This window comes from Methanothermobacter marburgensis str. Marburg (assembly GCF_000145295.1).
Taxonomy (GTDB): domain Archaea; phylum Methanobacteriota; class Methanobacteria; order Methanobacteriales; family Methanothermobacteraceae; genus Methanothermobacter; species Methanothermobacter marburgensis.
Genome location: NC_014408.1, coordinates 1,217,265 through 1,235,802, shown reverse-complemented (window position 1 = coordinate 1,235,802; position 18,538 = coordinate 1,217,265). Strand labels below are relative to the sequence as shown.

At 50.3% G+C, this 18,538-nt stretch carries 17 protein-coding genes and 2 tRNA genes; 12 read left to right on the top strand and 7 right to left on the bottom strand.

Translation table 11 applies throughout. The features are described from left to right. The first annotated feature begins 4 nt into the window (after positions 1-4). The 7 genes from MTBMA_RS06560 to MTBMA_RS06530 are packed head-to-tail and all read left to right on the top strand — an operon-like array spanning position 5 to position 6,322. Entirely contained in the window at positions 5-625 is a 621-nt protein-coding gene (locus MTBMA_RS06560) for a V-type proton ATPase subunit E (RefSeq protein ID WP_010876589.1), read from the top strand. 17 nt (positions 626-642) lie between these two features. After that, positions 643-1,800, top strand: a complete 1,158-nt coding sequence (locus tag MTBMA_RS06555; protein WP_013296143.1) for a V-type ATP synthase subunit C — start codon at positions 643-645, stop codon at positions 1,798-1,800. After that, positions 1,797-2,117, top strand: a complete 321-nt coding sequence (locus MTBMA_RS06550; protein ID WP_010876587.1) for a V-type ATP synthase subunit F — start codon at positions 1,797-1,799, stop codon at positions 2,115-2,117. The genes MTBMA_RS06555 and MTBMA_RS06550 overlap by 4 nt, the downstream gene beginning before the upstream one ends. Further along, positions 2,114-3,868 (top strand): ATP synthase subunit A, encoded by a 1,755-nt coding sequence (locus tag MTBMA_RS06545; protein ID WP_013296142.1) that lies wholly within the window; start codon positions 2,114-2,116, stop codon positions 3,866-3,868. Before MTBMA_RS06550 ends, MTBMA_RS06545 begins: the two co-directional genes overlap by 4 nt. Positions 3,869-3,870: 2 nt before the next feature. After that, positions 3,871-5,262, top strand: coding sequence for an ATP synthase subunit B (locus MTBMA_RS06540; protein WP_013296141.1), 1,392 nt, complete (start codon positions 3,871-3,873; stop codon positions 5,260-5,262). Positions 5,263-5,297: 35 nt separating this feature from the next. After that, positions 5,298-5,939 carry a V-type ATP synthase subunit D gene (locus MTBMA_RS06535; RefSeq protein WP_010876584.1) on the top strand — a complete coding sequence of 214 codons (642 nt, stop codon included), beginning with the start codon at positions 5,298-5,300 and terminating at the stop codon, positions 5,937-5,939. Continuing rightward, complete coding sequence (locus MTBMA_RS06530; protein ID WP_048901222.1) at positions 5,939-6,322, top strand: DUF22 domain-containing protein; 384 nt, start codon at positions 5,939-5,941, stop codon at positions 6,320-6,322. Before MTBMA_RS06535 ends, MTBMA_RS06530 begins: the two co-directional genes overlap by 1 nt. 217 nt (positions 6,323-6,539) lie before the next feature. Here MTBMA_RS06530 and MTBMA_RS06525 read toward each other — a convergent pair whose 3' ends face one another. Both MTBMA_RS06525 and MTBMA_RS06520 read right to left on the bottom strand, forming a co-directional pair. Beyond that, on the bottom strand, positions 6,540-6,962 hold the full coding sequence (locus MTBMA_RS06525) for a hypothetical protein (protein WP_013296139.1): 423 nt from the start codon (positions 6,960-6,962) through the stop codon (positions 6,540-6,542). A gap of 12 nt (positions 6,963-6,974) precedes the next feature. Continuing rightward, entirely contained in the window at positions 6,975-7,307 is a 333-nt protein-coding gene (locus tag MTBMA_RS06520) for a hypothetical protein (RefSeq protein ID WP_013296138.1), read from the bottom strand. A gap of 58 nt (positions 7,308-7,365) precedes the next feature. Between MTBMA_RS06520 and MTBMA_RS06515 the strand changes: the two genes are divergently transcribed. Both MTBMA_RS06515 and MTBMA_RS09085 read left to right on the top strand, forming a co-directional pair. After that, the gene (locus tag MTBMA_RS06515) at positions 7,366-7,773 is read left to right on the top strand and encodes a DUF61 family protein (protein WP_048901221.1); all 408 of its coding nucleotides are present in this window, start codon (positions 7,366-7,368) and stop codon (positions 7,771-7,773) included. Positions 7,774-7,786: 13 nt separating this feature from the next. Then, positions 7,787-7,936, top strand: coding sequence for a hypothetical protein (locus MTBMA_RS09085; RefSeq protein WP_013296136.1), 150 nt, complete (start codon positions 7,787-7,789; stop codon positions 7,934-7,936). Positions 7,937-8,296: 360 nt separating this feature from the next. Here MTBMA_RS09085 and MTBMA_RS06510 read toward each other — a convergent pair whose 3' ends face one another. The 5 genes from MTBMA_RS06510 to ppcA form a co-directional block, all read right to left on the bottom strand. Continuing rightward, entirely contained in the window at positions 8,297-9,421 is a 1,125-nt protein-coding gene (locus MTBMA_RS06510) for an ATP-grasp domain-containing protein (RefSeq protein WP_013296134.1), read from the bottom strand. A 25-nt stretch (positions 9,422-9,446) separates the two neighbouring features. After that, positions 9,447-9,518 (bottom strand) — tRNA-Gln (locus tag MTBMA_RS06505). Positions 9,519-9,586: 68 nt separating this feature from the next. Further along, positions 9,587-9,658: transfer RNA gene (locus MTBMA_RS06500), tRNA-Gln, on the bottom strand. A gap of 124 nt (positions 9,659-9,782) precedes the next feature. Continuing rightward, entirely contained in the window at positions 9,783-10,607 is an 825-nt protein-coding gene (heR, locus tag MTBMA_RS06495) for a heliorhodopsin HeR (protein WP_013296133.1), read from the bottom strand. Positions 10,608-10,856: 249 nt separating this feature from the next. Further along, positions 10,857-12,308, bottom strand: coding sequence for a phosphoenolpyruvate carboxylase (ppcA, locus tag MTBMA_RS06490; protein WP_013296132.1), 1,452 nt, complete (start codon positions 12,306-12,308; stop codon positions 10,857-10,859). Positions 12,309-12,538: 230 nt separating this feature from the next. On the opposite strand from ppcA, the gene MTBMA_RS06485 reads away from it, so the two are divergent. Genes MTBMA_RS06485 through MTBMA_RS06475 form a run of 3 tightly spaced genes read left to right on the top strand, consistent with a single transcriptional unit; the run spans position 12,539 to position 18,536 of the window. Next, positions 12,539-14,311: an N-6 DNA methylase gene (locus MTBMA_RS06485; RefSeq protein WP_013296131.1), complete on the top strand. Its 1,773-nt coding sequence runs from the start codon at positions 12,539-12,541 to the stop codon at positions 14,309-14,311. Beyond that, positions 14,308-15,480: a restriction endonuclease subunit S gene (locus tag MTBMA_RS06480; protein WP_048901220.1), complete on the top strand. Its 1,173-nt coding sequence runs from the start codon at positions 14,308-14,310 to the stop codon at positions 15,478-15,480. The genes MTBMA_RS06485 and MTBMA_RS06480 overlap by 4 nt, the downstream gene beginning before the upstream one ends. Before the next feature lie 14 nt (positions 15,481-15,494). Then, positions 15,495-18,536, top strand: a complete 3,042-nt coding sequence (locus MTBMA_RS06475) for an HsdR family type I site-specific deoxyribonuclease (protein ID WP_010876573.1) — start codon at positions 15,495-15,497, stop codon at positions 18,534-18,536. The last annotated feature ends 2 nt before the right edge of the window (positions 18,537-18,538 follow it).

The window sequence follows — 18,538 nt, the reverse complement described above, 5'->3', positions numbered from 1 at the left end:
TTAGATGAGCTCCGGAGCCGAAAAAATTGTCTCCAGTATAATGTCAGAGGCTCAGGCAAAGGCGGACGCCATAATCAGGGAAGCTGAAGATGAAGCTGCAGGTATAGTGGATGAAGGTGAAAAAAGGGCCAGGATGGCCAGTGAACGCATACTCGAGTCAGCCAGAAAACAGGCTGACATGAGGTACCAGCAGATAATCTCAGAGGCCAAGATGAATGCAAGGCGTGCAGAACTGGAGGCAAGGGAAGAGGTAATACAGGAGGCCTTCAAAAAGGCGGAAGAGGAACTTAAAAACCTGGCATCCACCTCCCAGGAGGAATACGTCAGCGCCCTCAGGGGCATGATAAAGGAGGCCGCCGTTGAGATAGGTGGCGGTGACCTGGTTGTCAGCATGAGGGAGGACGACAGGTCCCTTGACCTCGGACTCGATAAAATCGCGGCTGAAGTGGAAGCAGAAACAGGCAAAAAAACAACCCTGAAGGTTGGAGACAGCATCAGAACCATTGGAGGAGCAGTGGTAAGGACAGAGGATGGTCTGATAGAGGTTAACAACACAATAGAGGCCAGGATGTCCCGTTTCAGGAAGGCTCTACGTTCAGAGGTGGCCAGGGTTCTTTTCGAATAAAAAAGGGGAGATAACAGATGGCTGACAGCATCACAACAATTGTAACAGCGCTTGGATTCCCTTCAATAGAATCTTTTATAGGCGTACTCCTCCTCGGAGGAGCCATTATAGGTGCTATTGTGGTAATAGCAACTATAAGGCCTATATTAGATTTATTCCCCTTCGCATACCCTAACGCCAGAGTCAGGGCACGAATAGGACGCCTCCTAAACGAGAAACAGCTATCAGAGATTCTTGAAACCGAGTCCATGGAGGAGTTCAAGAACTACCTCCGGGGACTCCCTGACTACGCCAAATACATTGACAGGTTCCCCATTGAGAAGGCCCTTGAGAGTCAGCTCGCAGAGACCTATGAGATGGTATCCCAGATAGCACCTGCATCCATAAGGGACCCCTTCAGGGCAAACCTGAAGAGATGGGATGTGAGGAACATCAAGAGCCTCATAACAGCAAAGGCTGCTGGCCTGAGTGCCGAGGAGACAGTGAACCTCCTTGTCCCGGGAGGTGAAATCTATGAGATCATCGAGGGCCTTGCAGACGCTTCAAGTGTTCAGGAGGTTGTAACAGGCCTTGAGGCTACAGAGTACGCCGGCGTACTGGAGGATGCCCTATCCGACTATGAGGAGACAGGGATGCTCCTCCCAATAGAGGCGGCCCTTGACAGGAAGTTCCTGGAGGGACTCATAAGGACAGTTGGAAGTCCATCAGACGACAACACAAAGATACTCCACACATACTTCGGGACCATGGTCGACATATCCAACCTTAAAATAATACTCCGTGCAAAGGCAGACGGTCTCAGCTATGATGACATAAGCCCATACATAGTACCCCACGGTTACCAGATCAGGGAATGGAAGCTCAAGGACCTCATGGAATCAGAGGATGTCAGTGGAGTTGTAAGCGGCCTTGAGGGTACAGACTACGGTCAGATGCTATCAGAGACCCTCTCAGAGTACACATCAACGGGTTCAGTGGCTGTATTCGAACGCGTCCTTGAGGACAACCTCAACAGGATGGCAAGGAACTTCGCACTCAAGAAGCCCTTCGGTGTCGGGCCAATGATCGGATTCCTCAGCAGGAAGGAGGTTGAGGTGAAGAACCTCAAGGTCATAGCAAGGAGCAAGAGGGAGCCAGGCTTCCCTGAAGCAATGGTTAAGGAGATGTTAGCATGAGTTCAAATATTGCAGTGGTTGGTGACAGGGACACTGTAACAGGGTTCAGACTCGGAGGCGTCAGGGAAGGCTACGTGGTTGAAACACCTGACGAGGCAGAGGAAACCATAAGGAACCTTATACGTGATGGCTTCTCCATAATAATCGTCACAGAAAAGATTGGTGATGAACTGAGGGAATTTATAGAAGAAACCACAAGTTCAAGCGCATTGCCAATGATAATAGAGATACCAGACAAGACAGGCCCCTCAGAACGTGAAACAGATCCACTGAGGGACCTTATTAAAAGAGTTATTGGGGTTGAGATGGTAAAATGACACAGGAAGGAAGGATTATAAAAATAGCGGGTCCTGTTATCATCGCCGAGGGGATGAGAGGATCCCAGATGTATGAAATGGTTAAGGTGGGTGAAGACAAGCTCATAGGAGAGATCATTGAACTTGAGGGTGACACAGCAACAATCCAGGTCTACGAGGAAACCGCAGGCATAAAGCCTGGAGAGACCGTTGAAAGAACAGGCGGTCCACTATCAGTGGAACTGGGACCTGGAATACTGGGTTCAATCTTCGACGGTATCCAGAGACCCCTCGAGAACATCAAGGCACTCACCGGAGACTACATAGAGAGGGGAGTGGACGTACCATCCCTCCCAAAGGATAAGAAATGGACCTTCAAACCCACAGCCCGGGAGGGCCAGATGGTTAAGGGAGGGGACATAATCGGTGAGGTTGAGGAGACATCCTCAATAACCCACAGGATAATGATCCCACCGAACGTTGAAGGTAAACTCACAATGATAGCCCCCCAGGGCGAATACACCGTCCTTGATGATATAGCTGAGGTTGAAACCGAGAGCGGAACAGAAAAGATTCAGATGCTCCAGAAGTGGCCTGTCAGGAAGGGCCGACCCTACAAGAAGAAACTCGACCCTGACGTCCCACTCATAACAGGTCAGAGGGCGCAGGACACATTCTTCTCAGTCGCCAAGGGAGGTACAGCAGCCATACCAGGACCCTTCGGTTCAGGTAAAACGGTTACCCAGCAGCAGCTCGCAAAGTGGGCCGACGCAGACATAATCGTCTATGTTGGATGCGGTGAGAGGGGTAACGAGATGACTGAGGTCCTCAAGGAGTTCCCTGAACTCGAGGACCCCAAGACAGGTAACCCACTCATGGACAGGACCGTGCTCATAGCAAACACCTCAAACATGCCTGTGGCTGCAAGGGAAGCCTGTGTGTACACAGGTATAACCATAGCAGAGTACTTCAGGGACATGGGCTACGACGTCGCCCTCATGGCAGACTCAACCTCAAGGTGGGCCGAGGCAATGAGGGAGATCTCAGGAAGGCTGGAGGAGATGCCAGGTGAAGAGGGATACCCTGCATACCTCGCATCAAGGCTCGCACAGTTCTATGAGCGTGCAGGAAGGGTCACAACCATTGGATCAGAGGATAAGATAGCCTCAGTATCAGTTGTGGGTGCAGTTTCACCACCAGGTGGGGACCTCTCAGAGCCCGTCACACAGAACACCCTAAGGATATGTAAGGTGTTCTGGGCCCTGGACGCATCACTGGCAGACAAGCGTCACTTCCCTTCCATTGACTGGCTCCAGAGCTACTCACTCTACATTGACAGTGTCCAGGAATGGTGGGCCAGCAACGTGGACCCCGAATGGAGGAAATTTAGGGACGAGGCAATGGCTCTCCTCCAGAAGGAGGCAGAGCTCCAGGAGATAGTCCAGCTCGTCGGACCCGACGCACTTCCAGACAGGGAGAGGATAACCCTGGAGACAACCAGGATGATAAGGGAGGACTTCCTCCAGCAGAACGCCTACCATGAGGTGGACACCTACTGCTCACCATCAAAGCAGTTCGAGATGCTCAGGACAATCATAATGTTCCACAGGAACGCAACAGCGGCCCTTGAGAAGGGCGCACCTGCAGCTGACATAATATCCCTCCCTGTTAAGGAGGATATCGGGCGTATGAAGTACATACCTGAAGAGGAATTCCCTGCAAGGATCAAGGAGATCCGGGAAAGGATCGTCAAGGAATGTAGTGAGGTGTGAAGATGAACGTTAACATCAAAACCCGTGAATACACCACCGTCACAGAGGTCTCAGGTCCTTTAATGATCGTTGAGGGTGTTGAAGGGGTTGCCTACAGTGAGATAGTGGAGATTGAAACACCCACAGGTGAGAAGAGAAGGGGACAGGTACTGGAAGTCAGGGAGGACCTTGCAGTCGTACAGGTCTTTGAGGGTACCAGTGACCTCAACACAGAGACAACAAAGATAAGGTTCACAGGTGAAACAGCGAAGATCGGCGTATCCCTGGACATGATGGGCCGAATATTCGACGGTACAGGTAAACCCATAGACGGTGGCCCTGAGATCATACCCGAGAAGGAGCTCGACATCAACGGTAGCCCCATGAACCCCGCTGCAAGGGAGTTCCCTGCCGAGTTCATACAGACCGGTATATCAACCATTGACGGGATGAACACCCTGGTGAGGGGTCAGAAGCTGCCTATATTCTCAGGTTCAGGGCTTCCACACAACGAACTGGCAGCCCAGATCGCAAGGCAGGCCAAGGTGCTTGCAGAGGAGAGCGAATTCGCGGTTATCTTCGCGGCCATGGGTATCACCCACGAAGAGGCAAACTACTTCATGAGGGACTTCGAGAGGACAGGGGCCCTTGAGCGTGTTACGGTCTTCATGAACCTGGCAGACGACCCTGCCATTGAGCGTATCATCACCCCGAGGATGGCCCTCACAACAGCAGAGTACTTTGCCTTCGAGCACGACATGCACGTCCTGGTCATACTCACCGACCTCACAAACTACTGTGAGGCCCTAAGGGAGATCTCAGCTGCAAGGGAGGAGGTCCCAGGACGAAGGGGTTACCCGGGGTACATGTACACCGACCTTGCAAGCCTCTATGAGAGGGCAGGGCGTATAGTCGGCAAGGAGGGGTCAATCACACAGATGCCCATACTGGTGATGCCACAGGACGACATCACACACCCCATACCTGACCTGACAGGTTACATCACCGAGGGCCAGATAGTGCTGAGCCGTGACCTCCACCGTAAGGGTATATACCCACCGGTGGACGTGCTCCCATCACTATCCAGGCTCATGAGTGGTGGTATCGGTGAGGGAAGGACACGTGAGGACCACAGCGGTGTCTCAGACCAGCTATACAGTGCCTACGCCGAGGGACGTGACCTCAGGGACCTCATGGCGGTTGTGGGTGAGGAGGCCCTCACAGAGAGGGACCGCAAGTTCCTCAAATTCGCTGATGAATTTGAGAAACGCTTCATCACCCAGGCACGTGACGAGGACCGCTCCATAGAGGAGACCCTCAACCTCGGATGGGAACTGCTATCACTCCTCCCGAGGTCCGAACTCAAGAGGGTCCGCGAGGAGCACATACCCAAGTACCTCCCGGGTGCCGAATAACCACCCCCAACATCCTTTTTCAGGAGAGTTAGCCAATGGCACAGGAAATGATTGAGGGGATCAACCCCACAAGGATGGAGCTCCTGAAACTCAAGCAGCGTGAGAAACTCGCTGTCAAGGGTTACAGTCTCCTCAAGGAGAAGAGGAACGCCCTTATCATGGAGTTCTTCAACATCCTTGAGAGGGTTAAGGGTTCCCGTGAAAAGGTGGAGGAGCACCTCAAGGAGGCCTTCTCTGACCTCACAGAGGCCCAGGTACTCATGGGCGACACTGCAGTTGAGAGGGCTGCAATGTCTGTGAGGGAGTCCGTGGAGGTCGACATAGACTCAAGGAGTATAATGGGTGTCGTTGTACCGGTGGTCGATGCCCGGGCAACCCAGAGGACCGTGGTTGAACGTGGATACGGCCTTGTGGACACATCAGTAAAACTCGACGAGGCAGCCAGAAAATTCGAGGAGTCCCTGGCACTCATAATAGAACTCGGTGAGATCGAGAAGACCATAAGGCTCCTCGCCGGTGAGATAGAATCAACCAAGCGAAGGGTTAACGCCCTCGAACACATCATAATCCCGAGGCTCAAGAACACCGTCAAGTACATTGAGATGAGGCTCGAGGAGATGGAGAGGGAGAACTTCGTCAGGTTGAAGATGATCAAAAAATCCATGGAGATGGAGTGATGGTTAGGATACTCACAAGGTTCGGCCAGGTCCGCGAGGCCGAGGAGAAATACAGGAGGGAACTCGTGGACTTCAGGATGGGTGAGGTCTACGGGAACCTCAGGGCCATCATTGCAGACGAGGACGTTGAGGTCAGGGCCGGCGAAGCAAAGCCGGTTAAGATCAAGGAGGTCAGTATACCGGCAAACCACATAGTCTTCATGTGTGCCTACGCCACGAACCCCCTGGGTCATCCGATAGCTGCAGGGGAGGAGACACCCCTACCCATAAGCATGGACCGTAAGGCAGACCATGCAACCTTCGTAGCTGCTGCAGACGGGAAAATCAGCAGGAACGACCTCCTGGGTGTCCTCATAATTCTACCGGTTGAATTAACCCACTAATATTTATTTTTAAAGTTGCTCCAGTTCCAACGCTCAGAGAATGTTTTATGTGATGAGTGACCCCTGATTTTCTCTCACTTCACTACACTTATCCGGATTCGGCATAGGGAATAGATTTCGTCGTATTAAACGTACCATTCGTATACTGGGCCGTGCAGATAATTCCATTCTCTGGATGGAGTCCCATGAATCCTGAGGCCTTTCTTCCAGAAATGGTTTATCCCAGGAAGCCTTTCATTTCCTCATAGAGTTCAATCATCAGGTCCTCAATGTGCTCGGTGAGTTCCTCTGTGTACTCCAGGAGGTCCCGGTAGGTTTCCACCAGTGCTTCACGGTTCATCTTCAGCTGTTTCATGGCCCTGGCCTGGGCAGTGGCGGGGTTACCTGAAATGATCCTTCTGAGTCTTGATGAGCCCTCCCTCAGCTCCTCAACATCATTCCTTACCTCGGCCATCCACTCAAGGTAGTATCTCTCAACGCCCCTGATATCCCTCTTCAGGTTCGTTCTGATCTCAAGGAGCTGGTCCCTTCTATCCTTCAGTTCCACCAGGGAACTCCTTAGGGAGGCTATCGTGGACGTGTCAAGGTCCCGGAAATCTGCAAGTTCGGTGAGAATCCTGTGATAGTCCTCAGGATCCATCAACCATCACCCCTACTGGAGATGTATCCTTAACTCTATGAGGTTACCACTGGCCCGGGTCTCGGTCTTTATCTCCTCATGCTCCTTTTCCATTTCACGTACACGGTAGAATATGTTGGTGAGGGCCCCTGTCCTGAAAACCCCTGTCCTGTTCTCGGGCTTGGAGGATATGAGGATGACTGAGACCATGTCATCTTCTATCTTCACATTGTAGTTGACGCCGTTTATGTATATCCCGTCCGAGAGCCTTAAAAGAAGTTTTATATACTTTATGGGGAGTCCGCTGCCGCTTATTATCTCCTTTATCTTATCATTTTCCCGGCACTGCTCGATATCGATATCCAAGGTACACCCTCCACTAAGATATTAATGTTTTATAGAATATAAAACATAGCCTAATAGGATGAGAGGTGACAGATCAGACATGCTGATGAAGAAGGAGATCTTTAACCTCAACCGTCATCTCCCCTCAAGGAGGAAGACCCTGGAGGAGCTCCTCAGGGAGGACAGGCCCCATGTTACAGGGGCTGATGGCACCAGGCACAGGTTCAAATGGGCTGAACTTGAAGACCTCAGGGGGATGCTGACTGAGGATGAGGCAAGGAGGCTGAGGCTCCCGATATACATTGAGATAGAATCTGAGACCTCAGGTGCAAGGATCGCCGGTGATATTGAGGTGAAGGTGGTCTCGGAGGTCCTTGAGAGGGATGATGAGGGTGATGAGATCTACATCTACAGACCTGAGATGAGGGTGCTGAGGGCGAGGTTTCCAACGGTTACACAGTACATGTTCCTTGTGAGGGAGCTCTAAGGAGGTTGATGGAATGAGCAGGGATCCGCTTAAGGAGTACCTTAAGGACCCTGATAGGAGGGCCAAACTTTTCCTTTTAATGACAGGTGGCATGATTCTGAGCACGGTGCTCATAACGATAGGTACCATAATACTGATACTCCTACTGCTTGGCATAATCTGATGCCTGTCCCGCGGTGATTCATGTTATCGGAGGATATCCATGGACGGGGTTCTGAATGCAGGACACCAGATCCAGTTACCTGAGATGATCATATCAGGGGAAAATGGGCACTGGAGAGTACATGGACACTGCAAAAAGACAGGATATAAGAGACATTGAACAGTATGGGCACTGCAAGAGCCGGATAAGCAGCTGCAAATTTCATGGCAGATACCTTAAGGATCTGCTCCAGAGGTATCTTAAATCCACCTTCTTCTTAACCCTAGGATATGCAGTTTGTCCCCTTAAAGTAGGGTTCTTTAATGGAGCAGAAGGTTCTCAGCATCGGAGGTAATGGAGTTCTTTCTTGACAATATATTCTCATACTCCCTGTGGTCGAGGTGGGGGGCATCGGAGGTAATGGAGTTCTTTCTTGACCCTGGAGCAGATGTTTGATGCAAGGTTCTCAGCGGCCTCCATGGAGTTATGGGAGGCCAGGACGGTCAGCAGGGGTTCACCCTCCTCAATTATGGTTCCCGGGACAGGAAGGTCATGGACCCCCATGGTTTTTATCTCACCCACCCGGCACCTTGCCGGGGCATAGAGTATCCTCTTAACAGCATAACTGACCGGGTCCGGTTTTTCTATAAGCTCGCCCATGCATGCCCTGATATGGGCATCCACCATGTTTATTCCCAGGGAGGCTTCAGCACACTCAAAGGTCCCCTGTATCCTGGGATTGACCTCTATGACATACAGCTCGGAGTCCCTCATTATGAGGTCGACGCCGTTGGATCCGCGCAGGGAGAGGTCAAGTATGAGGTCACTGGCAAGATCCTCAATCTCCCCTGAGGGCCCTGGTGTCATGTTACCGGCGTAGACGAACTGCCCCTCAAATCCAGGTACGCCCCTGTCGATGATCTGCCTGCTCGTCAGAACCGTGATGGCATCCTCTCCGGTTGAAAGAACAGAGGCACTCACAGGGACGCCCTCGATGTACTCCTGGAGGAGGAACTCCCCATCACCTTCGCGGAACTCGGTGACACCAAAGCCTCCAGCGCCGGAAACCGGCTTTGCGATGTATTTCTTCTCCCCTGCAGCTACAATCTCCATCGCCTCGGCAGGGTCACTGATGAGGTGTGTCTCGGGTGTGGGGTATGAGTTCCTGATCCTCCTGTAGAGGCGGTACTTGTCCTCCACGTGATCAACCCTGGAGTTACCGAGGACCTTCTCCCCTGGGAGAGGGGGTGCGCCTGTGAGGGGGATTATACCATCAGCCCTTTCTATGAAATCTGAGGCTGCTTCAAGGAGCTTCTCCTGACTGAAGTTCTCATGGAATCTCCCGCAGCTTTCACCGCTACGCTCCCTCAGTATGCACCTTCTTTCGGTGTAGTGCTTGAAGTCTGCTGTGCAGTAGTAACCTGCAGAGTAGACCCTGTACCCTAACCTGAAGGCTGATTCAACCACAGGTCGGGTGTTGACGCCTATTACAAGTATTTCCTCCATTTTGGACACAGAATCAGTGGTTTGATAGTCCCGAGCGGAGTCGAACCGCTGTCGCCGGGTCCAAAGCCCAGCAGGATTACCACTACCCCACGGGACTATGACAGTTATTAGGTGGTGATGTTCTTCATAAATAGGTTTCGATAAAAGGGGGGTGTTATGGGGGGATAGTCCCGAGCGGAGTCGAACCGCTATCGATGGATCCAGAGTCCATCAGGATTGCCATTACCCCACGGGACTATGCTTAAAAAGAGCTCATATCGACAAGATAAGGTTACATGGAACCCCTATAAATACTTTGCGGTTCTTAAAGTGAGTGGCTGACCCCCGGATGCCTCCATAAAAAAGGTGTTAAAAAATAGAACTAGAAGGGTGAGAACACCCCTATGAACACCAGCCAGGCCAGCAGGGTCTTTGCAACCAGGCTCAGTATGATGTAGACCCTCTCACCGTAGAGGTAGTCCCTCCATTTACCGACACCCCTGTACTGCAGCAGCATGTTGACGGAGAATGTGTTGAACATCACAAAGTAGATGAGCAGTGTGAGGTAGACGAAGTCCGGTGGCTGTGTCTCGGCGGAGCCCAGGGCGGCGATGAAGTAGGCTGCAATGACCACCCATGGGGTGAAGCCTGAGATGCACCCCAGTAGGTAGGGTGACCAGTCGATCTTCTCGGTGTACTGGTTGATCTTCTCCATCAGGTAGCCGAACATTATCATCGATGCGTTGAGGACGAAGATCATCACAAGTGACCAGAGGTCCCAGACCCCCACGAAGGTGGCCAGTATCACTATCATTATTGAACTTGAGAGAGCATACTCGTACCAGCGGTAGGGGTTCATACCCCTCTTCAGGTTCTCAACGTAACTCTCATTCCTGAGGAAGGCTATTGTGAAGTGGGCCACCGCAGATATCAGGAGGAAGGATGCAAGGATCACCCCGAGGTAGCTCACGGTGAATGCCACCTCAGGGCTGGGAAGGACCTGGAATGACGGCGGATTCAGTGAGAGTATCTTGAACTTCAGGTAAAACGTGTAGATGTCCCTGTCCCAGGTGAGCAGGTAACCCAGCGCAACCATCAGAAGCCCCTGGATCAGGTGCAGGGACCCGGCCGCTATGTTCAGCTTCCTCAGCCCCTCAAAACTTATAGGGGACTTCTCAATCATTTTAATTCTTTCAATGTTGTCCATAAAACACCCCCATATCATCGTTATGTCAGTGGAGCTATTTTAATGTATCAACAGGTCAGTAAGGAAGGGTGGGGATGGTGATGCCAGAATTCTATATCAGCGGGTCCGTCAGGAACAGTGGGTAGACTGATGCCAGAACCCGTGGGAAGGCCGGATGGTCTTACAGTGGATGTGTATGGATGCTTTCAGAACAGAAAAAATAGTTTATGGGGGGCAGCTCTCTGCTCAGCACAAAAATGGTGGAGGTTTTCAGCCGAGGAACTTCCTCTGGCTTGCAGCCTCAAGGATGAGCTCCTGGAGGTTGGCTGTCCGGTTGATTCTGAGGGCCCTTATGATCTCCTCTGTGGTCTTCATGTGCCCCTCATCATACTCAGGTTCAAGGTACTCCTCAAAGGAGGATTTAACCTCAGGGCTGAGGAATGGTGATTCAGGGTTGGCGTACCTTGCAGCGTCATGGAGGTCCCTTCCAAGACCCGGGTAGACCTCCTCAATGAATTCAAGGTCACCTGATGATAGCGCGTTGAACCCGAGCAGCTCCGGGGGAACCCCCAGCGAGTAGAGGGCCGCTGTGAAGGTTATTGCCCTTGGGAGTGAAACGTTTCCCATGCTCCTTGAGTATCCGAAGAGTCCGATGTGGAGCTTCCTCTTCCTCCTGCCGGGCACGTACCTCGCAACCCTGTTTATGATGTCCACGAGGTCCATGACCTGCCTCCTGTACTCCCGGCAGTAGGCTGAAAGTATCTCCAGGACACCTTCACGCTCGATTTCAGCTGCCCTGCCAGGTTTAACAGACCTTAGTTCCTTTATGCCCCTGATGACATCTGATGGTTCATGGTCGTACTTGAAGGATGACTGGACAGTGAAGGTGTAGGCGCCACGGTACTCCCCGGTAACGTCCTCCACATTATCGGGGCGGAGGTTACCCCTGAAGGGAGCTGAGCCCATACCTATTATTGGGTAGAGTTTAACTCCTGACTCTTCCTCAAGGTCCCGGAAGTCTGAGAGGGCTATCCTGTTGAGGAGTGTGGCTGATATCATACCGTAGTTCATGGCAGGGTCTGACCTTGCAAGGAAGACCCTCTGCTCCGGGATATCCTTACCATCAAGGTACTCGCCTGTGATCTTGGCGGCGTTCAGCATCCCCTCATGGTCCTCGAAGAGGGGGATAACGTTGATCTCGTCGGGCCGGAATTCACCTATCCACTCCTTGACGGTCACACCATCTGCGAGCTGCAGCCTCTCCTTACCCTTCACAAAGTCCAGGTAGTAGCTGTGGATCCGGTTGAGGCAGCTGCTTGATGAGGTCATGGGGAGGATGACCTCGAAGACCGGGGCTGCGTCCATCCCGTAGAAGAGGCTTGCGGTGTCATAGGATCTGGGTATGCTCTCAAGGGTCTCAAGGAGTATCTTTGCCTCGGCCCTCTCAACTGTGGGGTTGGGCACCCTGAGGGTGAGCCTCAGATCCTCACCCAGGACATGGTCCCTGAAGAAGGCCTGGTACTTTGTGAGGAGTTTCTTTACAACGTAGTTGTCCACTTCCTTGCCCTCGCAGTCCCACATCTGTTCGTCACATCCCAGGTGTGAGAAGACGTAGTATGCCTCCCTTATCTCGTCTTCACCACCCAGTTCAGGTTCTTCTGCAAAGAACGGCGGGTTAACGTTGTCTGGATGCTGTGTACTCATGCATCTTGGAACCTTCATGTTTAACACTCCGGGGTGATATTTCTGTGGACTGGAATATAAGGATGATGATGAGGATAATGAACCTGGACCTTGAAATGACATGCTATGTAATTGGTTTACAGCACCATACCGCACAAAGATATTTATATTAAAAGTTATAAATTATACAAGTAGTAAGTTAATTAGCTTGTATAATCTGGACATGGATCATTGCAGGCAGGACTGCCACCTTAACTGAAGGTGATAATATGAAACTACCAAAATGGCTTGAAGAAAAATATGACCTCCTCTGGGATAAATTTGAGGACCGGGAATTCAGGAGCACTGAGGCCCTTGAAATACTTGGAAAGGAACATCTAATTGATGAAAAGTCCCTTTCAGCTGCAATATCCGAGATGAGGAAGAAGGGGTGGATAGAGACAAGAAAGGATCCCGCTGATGAGAGAAGAAGTATCTACATGCTCAGACCCAAATCAGAGATCATACAGGATTACCTCACCCTCAAGGACGATAAACTTGGCCGTGCAGACATAGAGAGGATACTCAAGGGGGCAGCAGACCTCATAAGGACAAGGGTCGACTACAAGTTCATCCTGGTCCTCCTGTTCATGAAACAGATGAGTGACAAGTGGATGATGGAGTACCAGAAGGCATACGAGGATGCCATAAAGGAGTATGGCCTCAGTGAGGAGGAGGCGAGGCTTGAGGCACGTAACAGTGCATACCATGACCTTGACATAAAGGAGGATTACCTGTGGGACAACATAAGGAAGGACGTTGAGAACCTGCCCATAAAATTTGCAGGGGCCCTCAAGAACCTCGCAGAACTCAACCCTGCCTTCAAGGACGTGGTGGACGCCTTTGACTTCGTGGAGTTCACACAGAGTCAGGAGAACCGGGAGATACTCAGGCAGCTCGTTGAACTATTCAGTGAGAAGAAACTCACAAACGTTGACCCCGACATCCTTGGAGACGCCTATGAATGGATACTGAGATACTTCGCCCCAACCAAGGCCAAGGAGGGCGAGGTCTACACACCCAGGGAGGTTATAAGGCTACTGGTCGAGATACTCGACCCAAAACCCGGCGAAAGCGTCTACGACCCGGCATCAGCGTCCAATGGTATGCTCATAATATCCCACAAGTACGTTAAGGAGACCTATGGTGAGGCCGAAAGGCTCTTCCTCTACGGACAGGAGGTCAACAGGAAGACAATGGCCTTAGGATCAATGAACATGTACATACATGACATAAAGGATCACCACATAGCCCATGGTGACACACTCCTCTACCCCAAATTCAAGGAATCAGACGGGATCATGAGGTTCGACGTAGTGATAGCCAACCCACCATGGAACCAGGATGGTTACGGTGAGGACACCCTCAAGAAGGGGGATTACTGGAGGGAGAGATTCAGGTACGGATTTGTGAACAAGCAGTCCGCTGACTGGGCATGGATACAGCACATGATAGCCTCTGCCAAGGATGACGGGAGGATAGGTGTGGTTATAGATAATGGTTGCCTCTTCAGGGGTGGCCGTGAGAAGAGTATAAGGTCAGCTGTACTGGAGGACGACCTCATAGAGGCGGTTATACTTCTCCCTGAAAAATTATTCTACAATACAGGTGCCCCGGGGGCAATAATAATCCTCAACAAGGATAAGGATGAGGAAAGGAGGGGTAAGGTCCTCTTCATCAATGCAGGTGAGGAGTATGAGAAGCACCCTGAGGTCAGGAAGCTGAACATCCTATCTGATGGGAACATTGAGAGGATACTTGAGGCCTACAGGGAGTTCCAGGATGATGATGGATTCTCAAGGGTTGTTGACCTTGATGAGATCCGTGAGAATGATTATAATCTGAACGTGCCCCTCTACGCATTCCCTGAGGAGGAGCTCGAGGATATTGATGTGGCGGGTGAGTGGATGCGCCTCTCAGAGATCGAGGAGGAACTCGCTGAAGTTGATGAGAGGATAAGGGGTTACCTGGATGAACTTGGGTATATGGGGGTGAAAATGTGAATACTGTGGAATTCAAGGATTCTCCTGTTGGCAGGATTCCTGTGGATTGGGATGTTGTCAGTTTGGGTGAGGTTGTGGATCAGAGAAGAGAGTCCATTCAACCCGCGGGGGAAGGTAAAAATAATTTTGTTGGGTTAGAACATATAAGATCTGGAGAAACTAAACTTTGTGAATATGTGTCTGATGAAGGTATCCGCAGTACAAAGTACAGATTTTACACTGGAGATATTTTATATGGTAAACTGAGACCGTATCTCGATAAAGCAGTATTAGCGGATATAAATGGAATTTGTTCAACGGATTTAATAGTCTTAACACCCTCCGATAGGATAATTCCTGAATTTCTTATCTATTTTATTCATACAAATCAATTTATTCAAAGAGCAGTATCTACGACTTCAGGAACTAACCATCCAAGGACATCGTGGAAAGCAATTAGTAAATTTAGGATGGCTCTTCCTCCTCTTGAGGAGCAGAAAAGGATTTCAGAGATACTCCAGGATGTTGATGGTGCGATAGAGAAGGTTAATAAGGAGATAGGGGTTACAGAGAAACTTAAGAGGGGTCTCATGCAGAGGCTTCTGATGGAGGGCATCAACCATACGGAATTTAAGGATTCCCCTGTTGGCAGGATTCCTGTGGATTGGGATGTTGTTAAGTTAGGTGATTTATTCACTTTTAAAAATGGAAAAAGGCCCCCTGTTTTGAATGAGGGAGAAATACCAATATATGGTGCTAATGGAAAAATGGGATTAACTTCCAATTATTTGAAAACTAAGGATAAGGCACTGATATTTGGGAGAGTGGGATCCTCTGGCGAGGTCCACCTCTCAAAAGGATGTGTTTGGGTCAGTGATAATGCTATTTATACTGAATCCTATGATTCAAAGCGTGTCAATGTGCATTTCATGTTTTATTTAATTAAATTTAAAGATCTTAAAAGATTTGCAACAAAGACAACTCACCCTATTATAACTCAAACATTCATCAATAACTTTAAAGTCCCTCTTCCCCCTCTTGAGGAGCAGAAAAGGATTTCAGAGATACTCCAGGATGTGGACAGAAGGCTCGAGCTCCTCACGGAGAGGAAGGTTAAACTTGAAAACATAAAGAGGGGGCTCATGAACGACCTCCTGACAGGTAAAAGGAGGGTCAGAATAACATCATAGGGGGGGGATAGAACATGAAATTAAATGAGGAGGCCCTTGAAGACTACTTCATGAAGGAACTGAGGGGAATGGGCTGGAATGATATACCGGCCGCCGAACTTGGGAGGGATGACCCTGAAAACCCCCTCATAGAATCTGAGCTGATAGACTCCATAAGAAGGATCAACCAGTATATAGAGGATGATGATATACAGCAGGTCATCCAAGAGCTCCGGGGTAAAGCAGCAAGCATTGAGGGATGCAAATCGATACTTGAATACCTTAAAAATGGCGTTTACATAAAATCTGCCACAACAGGGGAACCCAGGAAGGTCAAAATCCTTGACCACGATACCCCAAGCCACAACTCATTCACAGCATCAAGGCAGGTCGTATTCCGTCGTGGTGACCAGACCATAAGGACAGACATAATGCTCTTCATCAACGGCATCCCCCTCGTGAACATAGAACTCAAAAACCCCGTGGGGATGTCAGAGACATGGGCGGACGCCTACCGGCAGATAAAGGACTATGAGAAGACAGTGCCGGAACTCTACAAGTACGTACAGATGGGTGTCGCTGCTGAAGACTTTGCAAGGTACTTCCCGATAGTTCCCTGGCTTGATGAGGTCCCCACCTTCGAGTGGAGGGAGACGGATGGTAAACTCCCTCAAAAATCCAGAAAACAGGGCCATGAGCACCACACAGGACTCCCGGCCGCAGATATACTCCCACTCCTCAGACCAGAAAGGGTGCTCGACTTCATCAGGAACTACATCTACATAAGGACAGAGTTCGGATCAACAACCAAGGTCATAGCAAGGCACATGCAGTACCATGCAGCTGAGAGGATAGTTGAAAGGGTCCTTAGGAACATCAGGGGAGAAGATAAAAGGAACAGGGGCCTCATATGGCACTGGCAGGGATCAGGCAAAACCCTGACAATGATATTCGCGGCCAGTAAACTCTACAGGATGAAGGAACTGGAGAACCCAACAGTATTCTTCATAGTGGACCGCAGAGAACTTGAGGAACAGTTATACGCAGAACTCGCGGCACTGGAAATCCACCAGCCTGAAAGAATAGAATCCATAGCAGAATTAAAGAGAACAATAGCCAGCGATGACTACCGGGGAAAGAGGGGCCTATTCATAACACTCATACAGAAATTCACAGACAAACTTGATGATATAACAGCCGAACTCAGGGAACATGGAGGAGAAACCATAATGGACAGGAAGAACGTCATAGTCTTCATTGATGAGGCCCACAGGAGTCAGTATGGCCTCCTGGCAGCCCAGATGAAGGACATGCTGAGATCAGCGTTCTTCTTCGGCTTCACAGGAACACCCATATCAAAGAGGGAACGCGACACCTATGATAGGTTCGCATACCCCCCCGAAGAGAAATACATCCACCAGTACTTCATAACAGACTCCATAAGGGACGGCTTCACCGTGAAGATAACCTATCAGCCGAGACTCGCAGGTGACGTCCACCTTGACAGGAAGCACCTGGAGGCATTCATCGGTGTGGAATTCGAGGAACTGCCAGAATCCATAAGGAAGGACGTTGAGGAATCTGTTAAAAGGAAACTGGACACCATAAAAACCATCCTCGAGAACCCTCGCAGGATAGAGCTAATAGCAGAGGACATCGCGAAACACTTCAAAGAGAACATCGATGGAAGATTCAAGGCCATGGTTGTGGCTCCAAGCAGAAGGGCATGCGTCCTCTACAAGAGGGAACTCGACAGGCACCTCCCACCAGAGTACTCTGAGATCGTAATGACCTACACTCCACGGGACGAGGAGATAATAAGGGCCTATGATGAGGAACTCATGGATAAATACCATGGCAGGAACCACCATGAGATTAAAAACCTGGTACTGGAAAGGTTCAGGGACCCTGATAGGAACCCCCGGATACTCATAGTGACGGATATGCTCCTCACAGGATTCGACGCACCCATACTCCAGACCATGTACCTCGACAAGCCACTGAAGGAACACAGACTGCTGCAGGCAGTTGCAAGAACAAACAGACCCTACAGGGACGTCAAGGAGGCAGGCCTCATAATAGATTACATTGGAGTCATGGGGGCGGAACTGAGGCGCGCATTTGAGCTCTACAGTAAGGAGGAGTATGAGGGCGCAGTATACGATATGGAATCCATGAAGAGGGAATACGAGGAGCTACTCAGGGAGACCCTCAGGATCTTCAGCGACCTTGAATGGGATGGGATGGATATTGAGGTCCTCTCCGACGCGGTTGAACTCATAACCTCTGATGAAGAACTCGAAAAGAAATTCACAGAGAATTACCGTGAACTCAGAAGGCTCTTCGAGCTGCTCTCTGACCAGCCCTTCATAAGGCATGGCCTCAAGGATTACAGGTGGCTCACGGTCATCTACACATACTATCAGAGAGTCGTATCAAGGAAACCATCAGTTGAAGCCGAAACTGAAAGGTATTACCAGAAAACCCTCAAATACATCCACAGGACCACAGAGTTCAGGGAAATAGAAAGTAAACTCCCGGTAATAGAATTTGACTCCGATTACTTTGAAAACCTCAGGAAGGTCAGGGATATAAGGGATAAGGCTGCCTTAACAGTCTACACACTCAACTCATATGTCCTCAGGAATGGCACAAGGAACCCCATCTATGAATCGGTGGCTGAAAAGGTTGAACGCCTCCTGGAACAGTGGAGGGAGAAAACCATGGACTACGAGGAACTCTACAGGGAGGGCGCTGCCATCATAAGAGAGATCTGGAAGGAGGAGCGCAGAATGAAGGAGCTCGGTCTTGACGAGAAGGAGTTCGCGGTCCTGATGACCCTCAGGGGTAGAGGTATACCAGAGGATAAACTGAAGGAATATGCTGTTGCCCTTACAGAGGAGGTTGATGGGAACATATTCCCTGGATGGACGTCCCAGGAGAGCGTTAAGAGGAATGTTATGAGAATCATAAGGGTTTTCCTCCTGAGGAACCTCCCGAAGGATGCGCCCAAAAGAAGGCAGATCGCCGATGAAGCACAGGAAGATCTTATGAAAATATTTGAGAGGTATCAGTGATA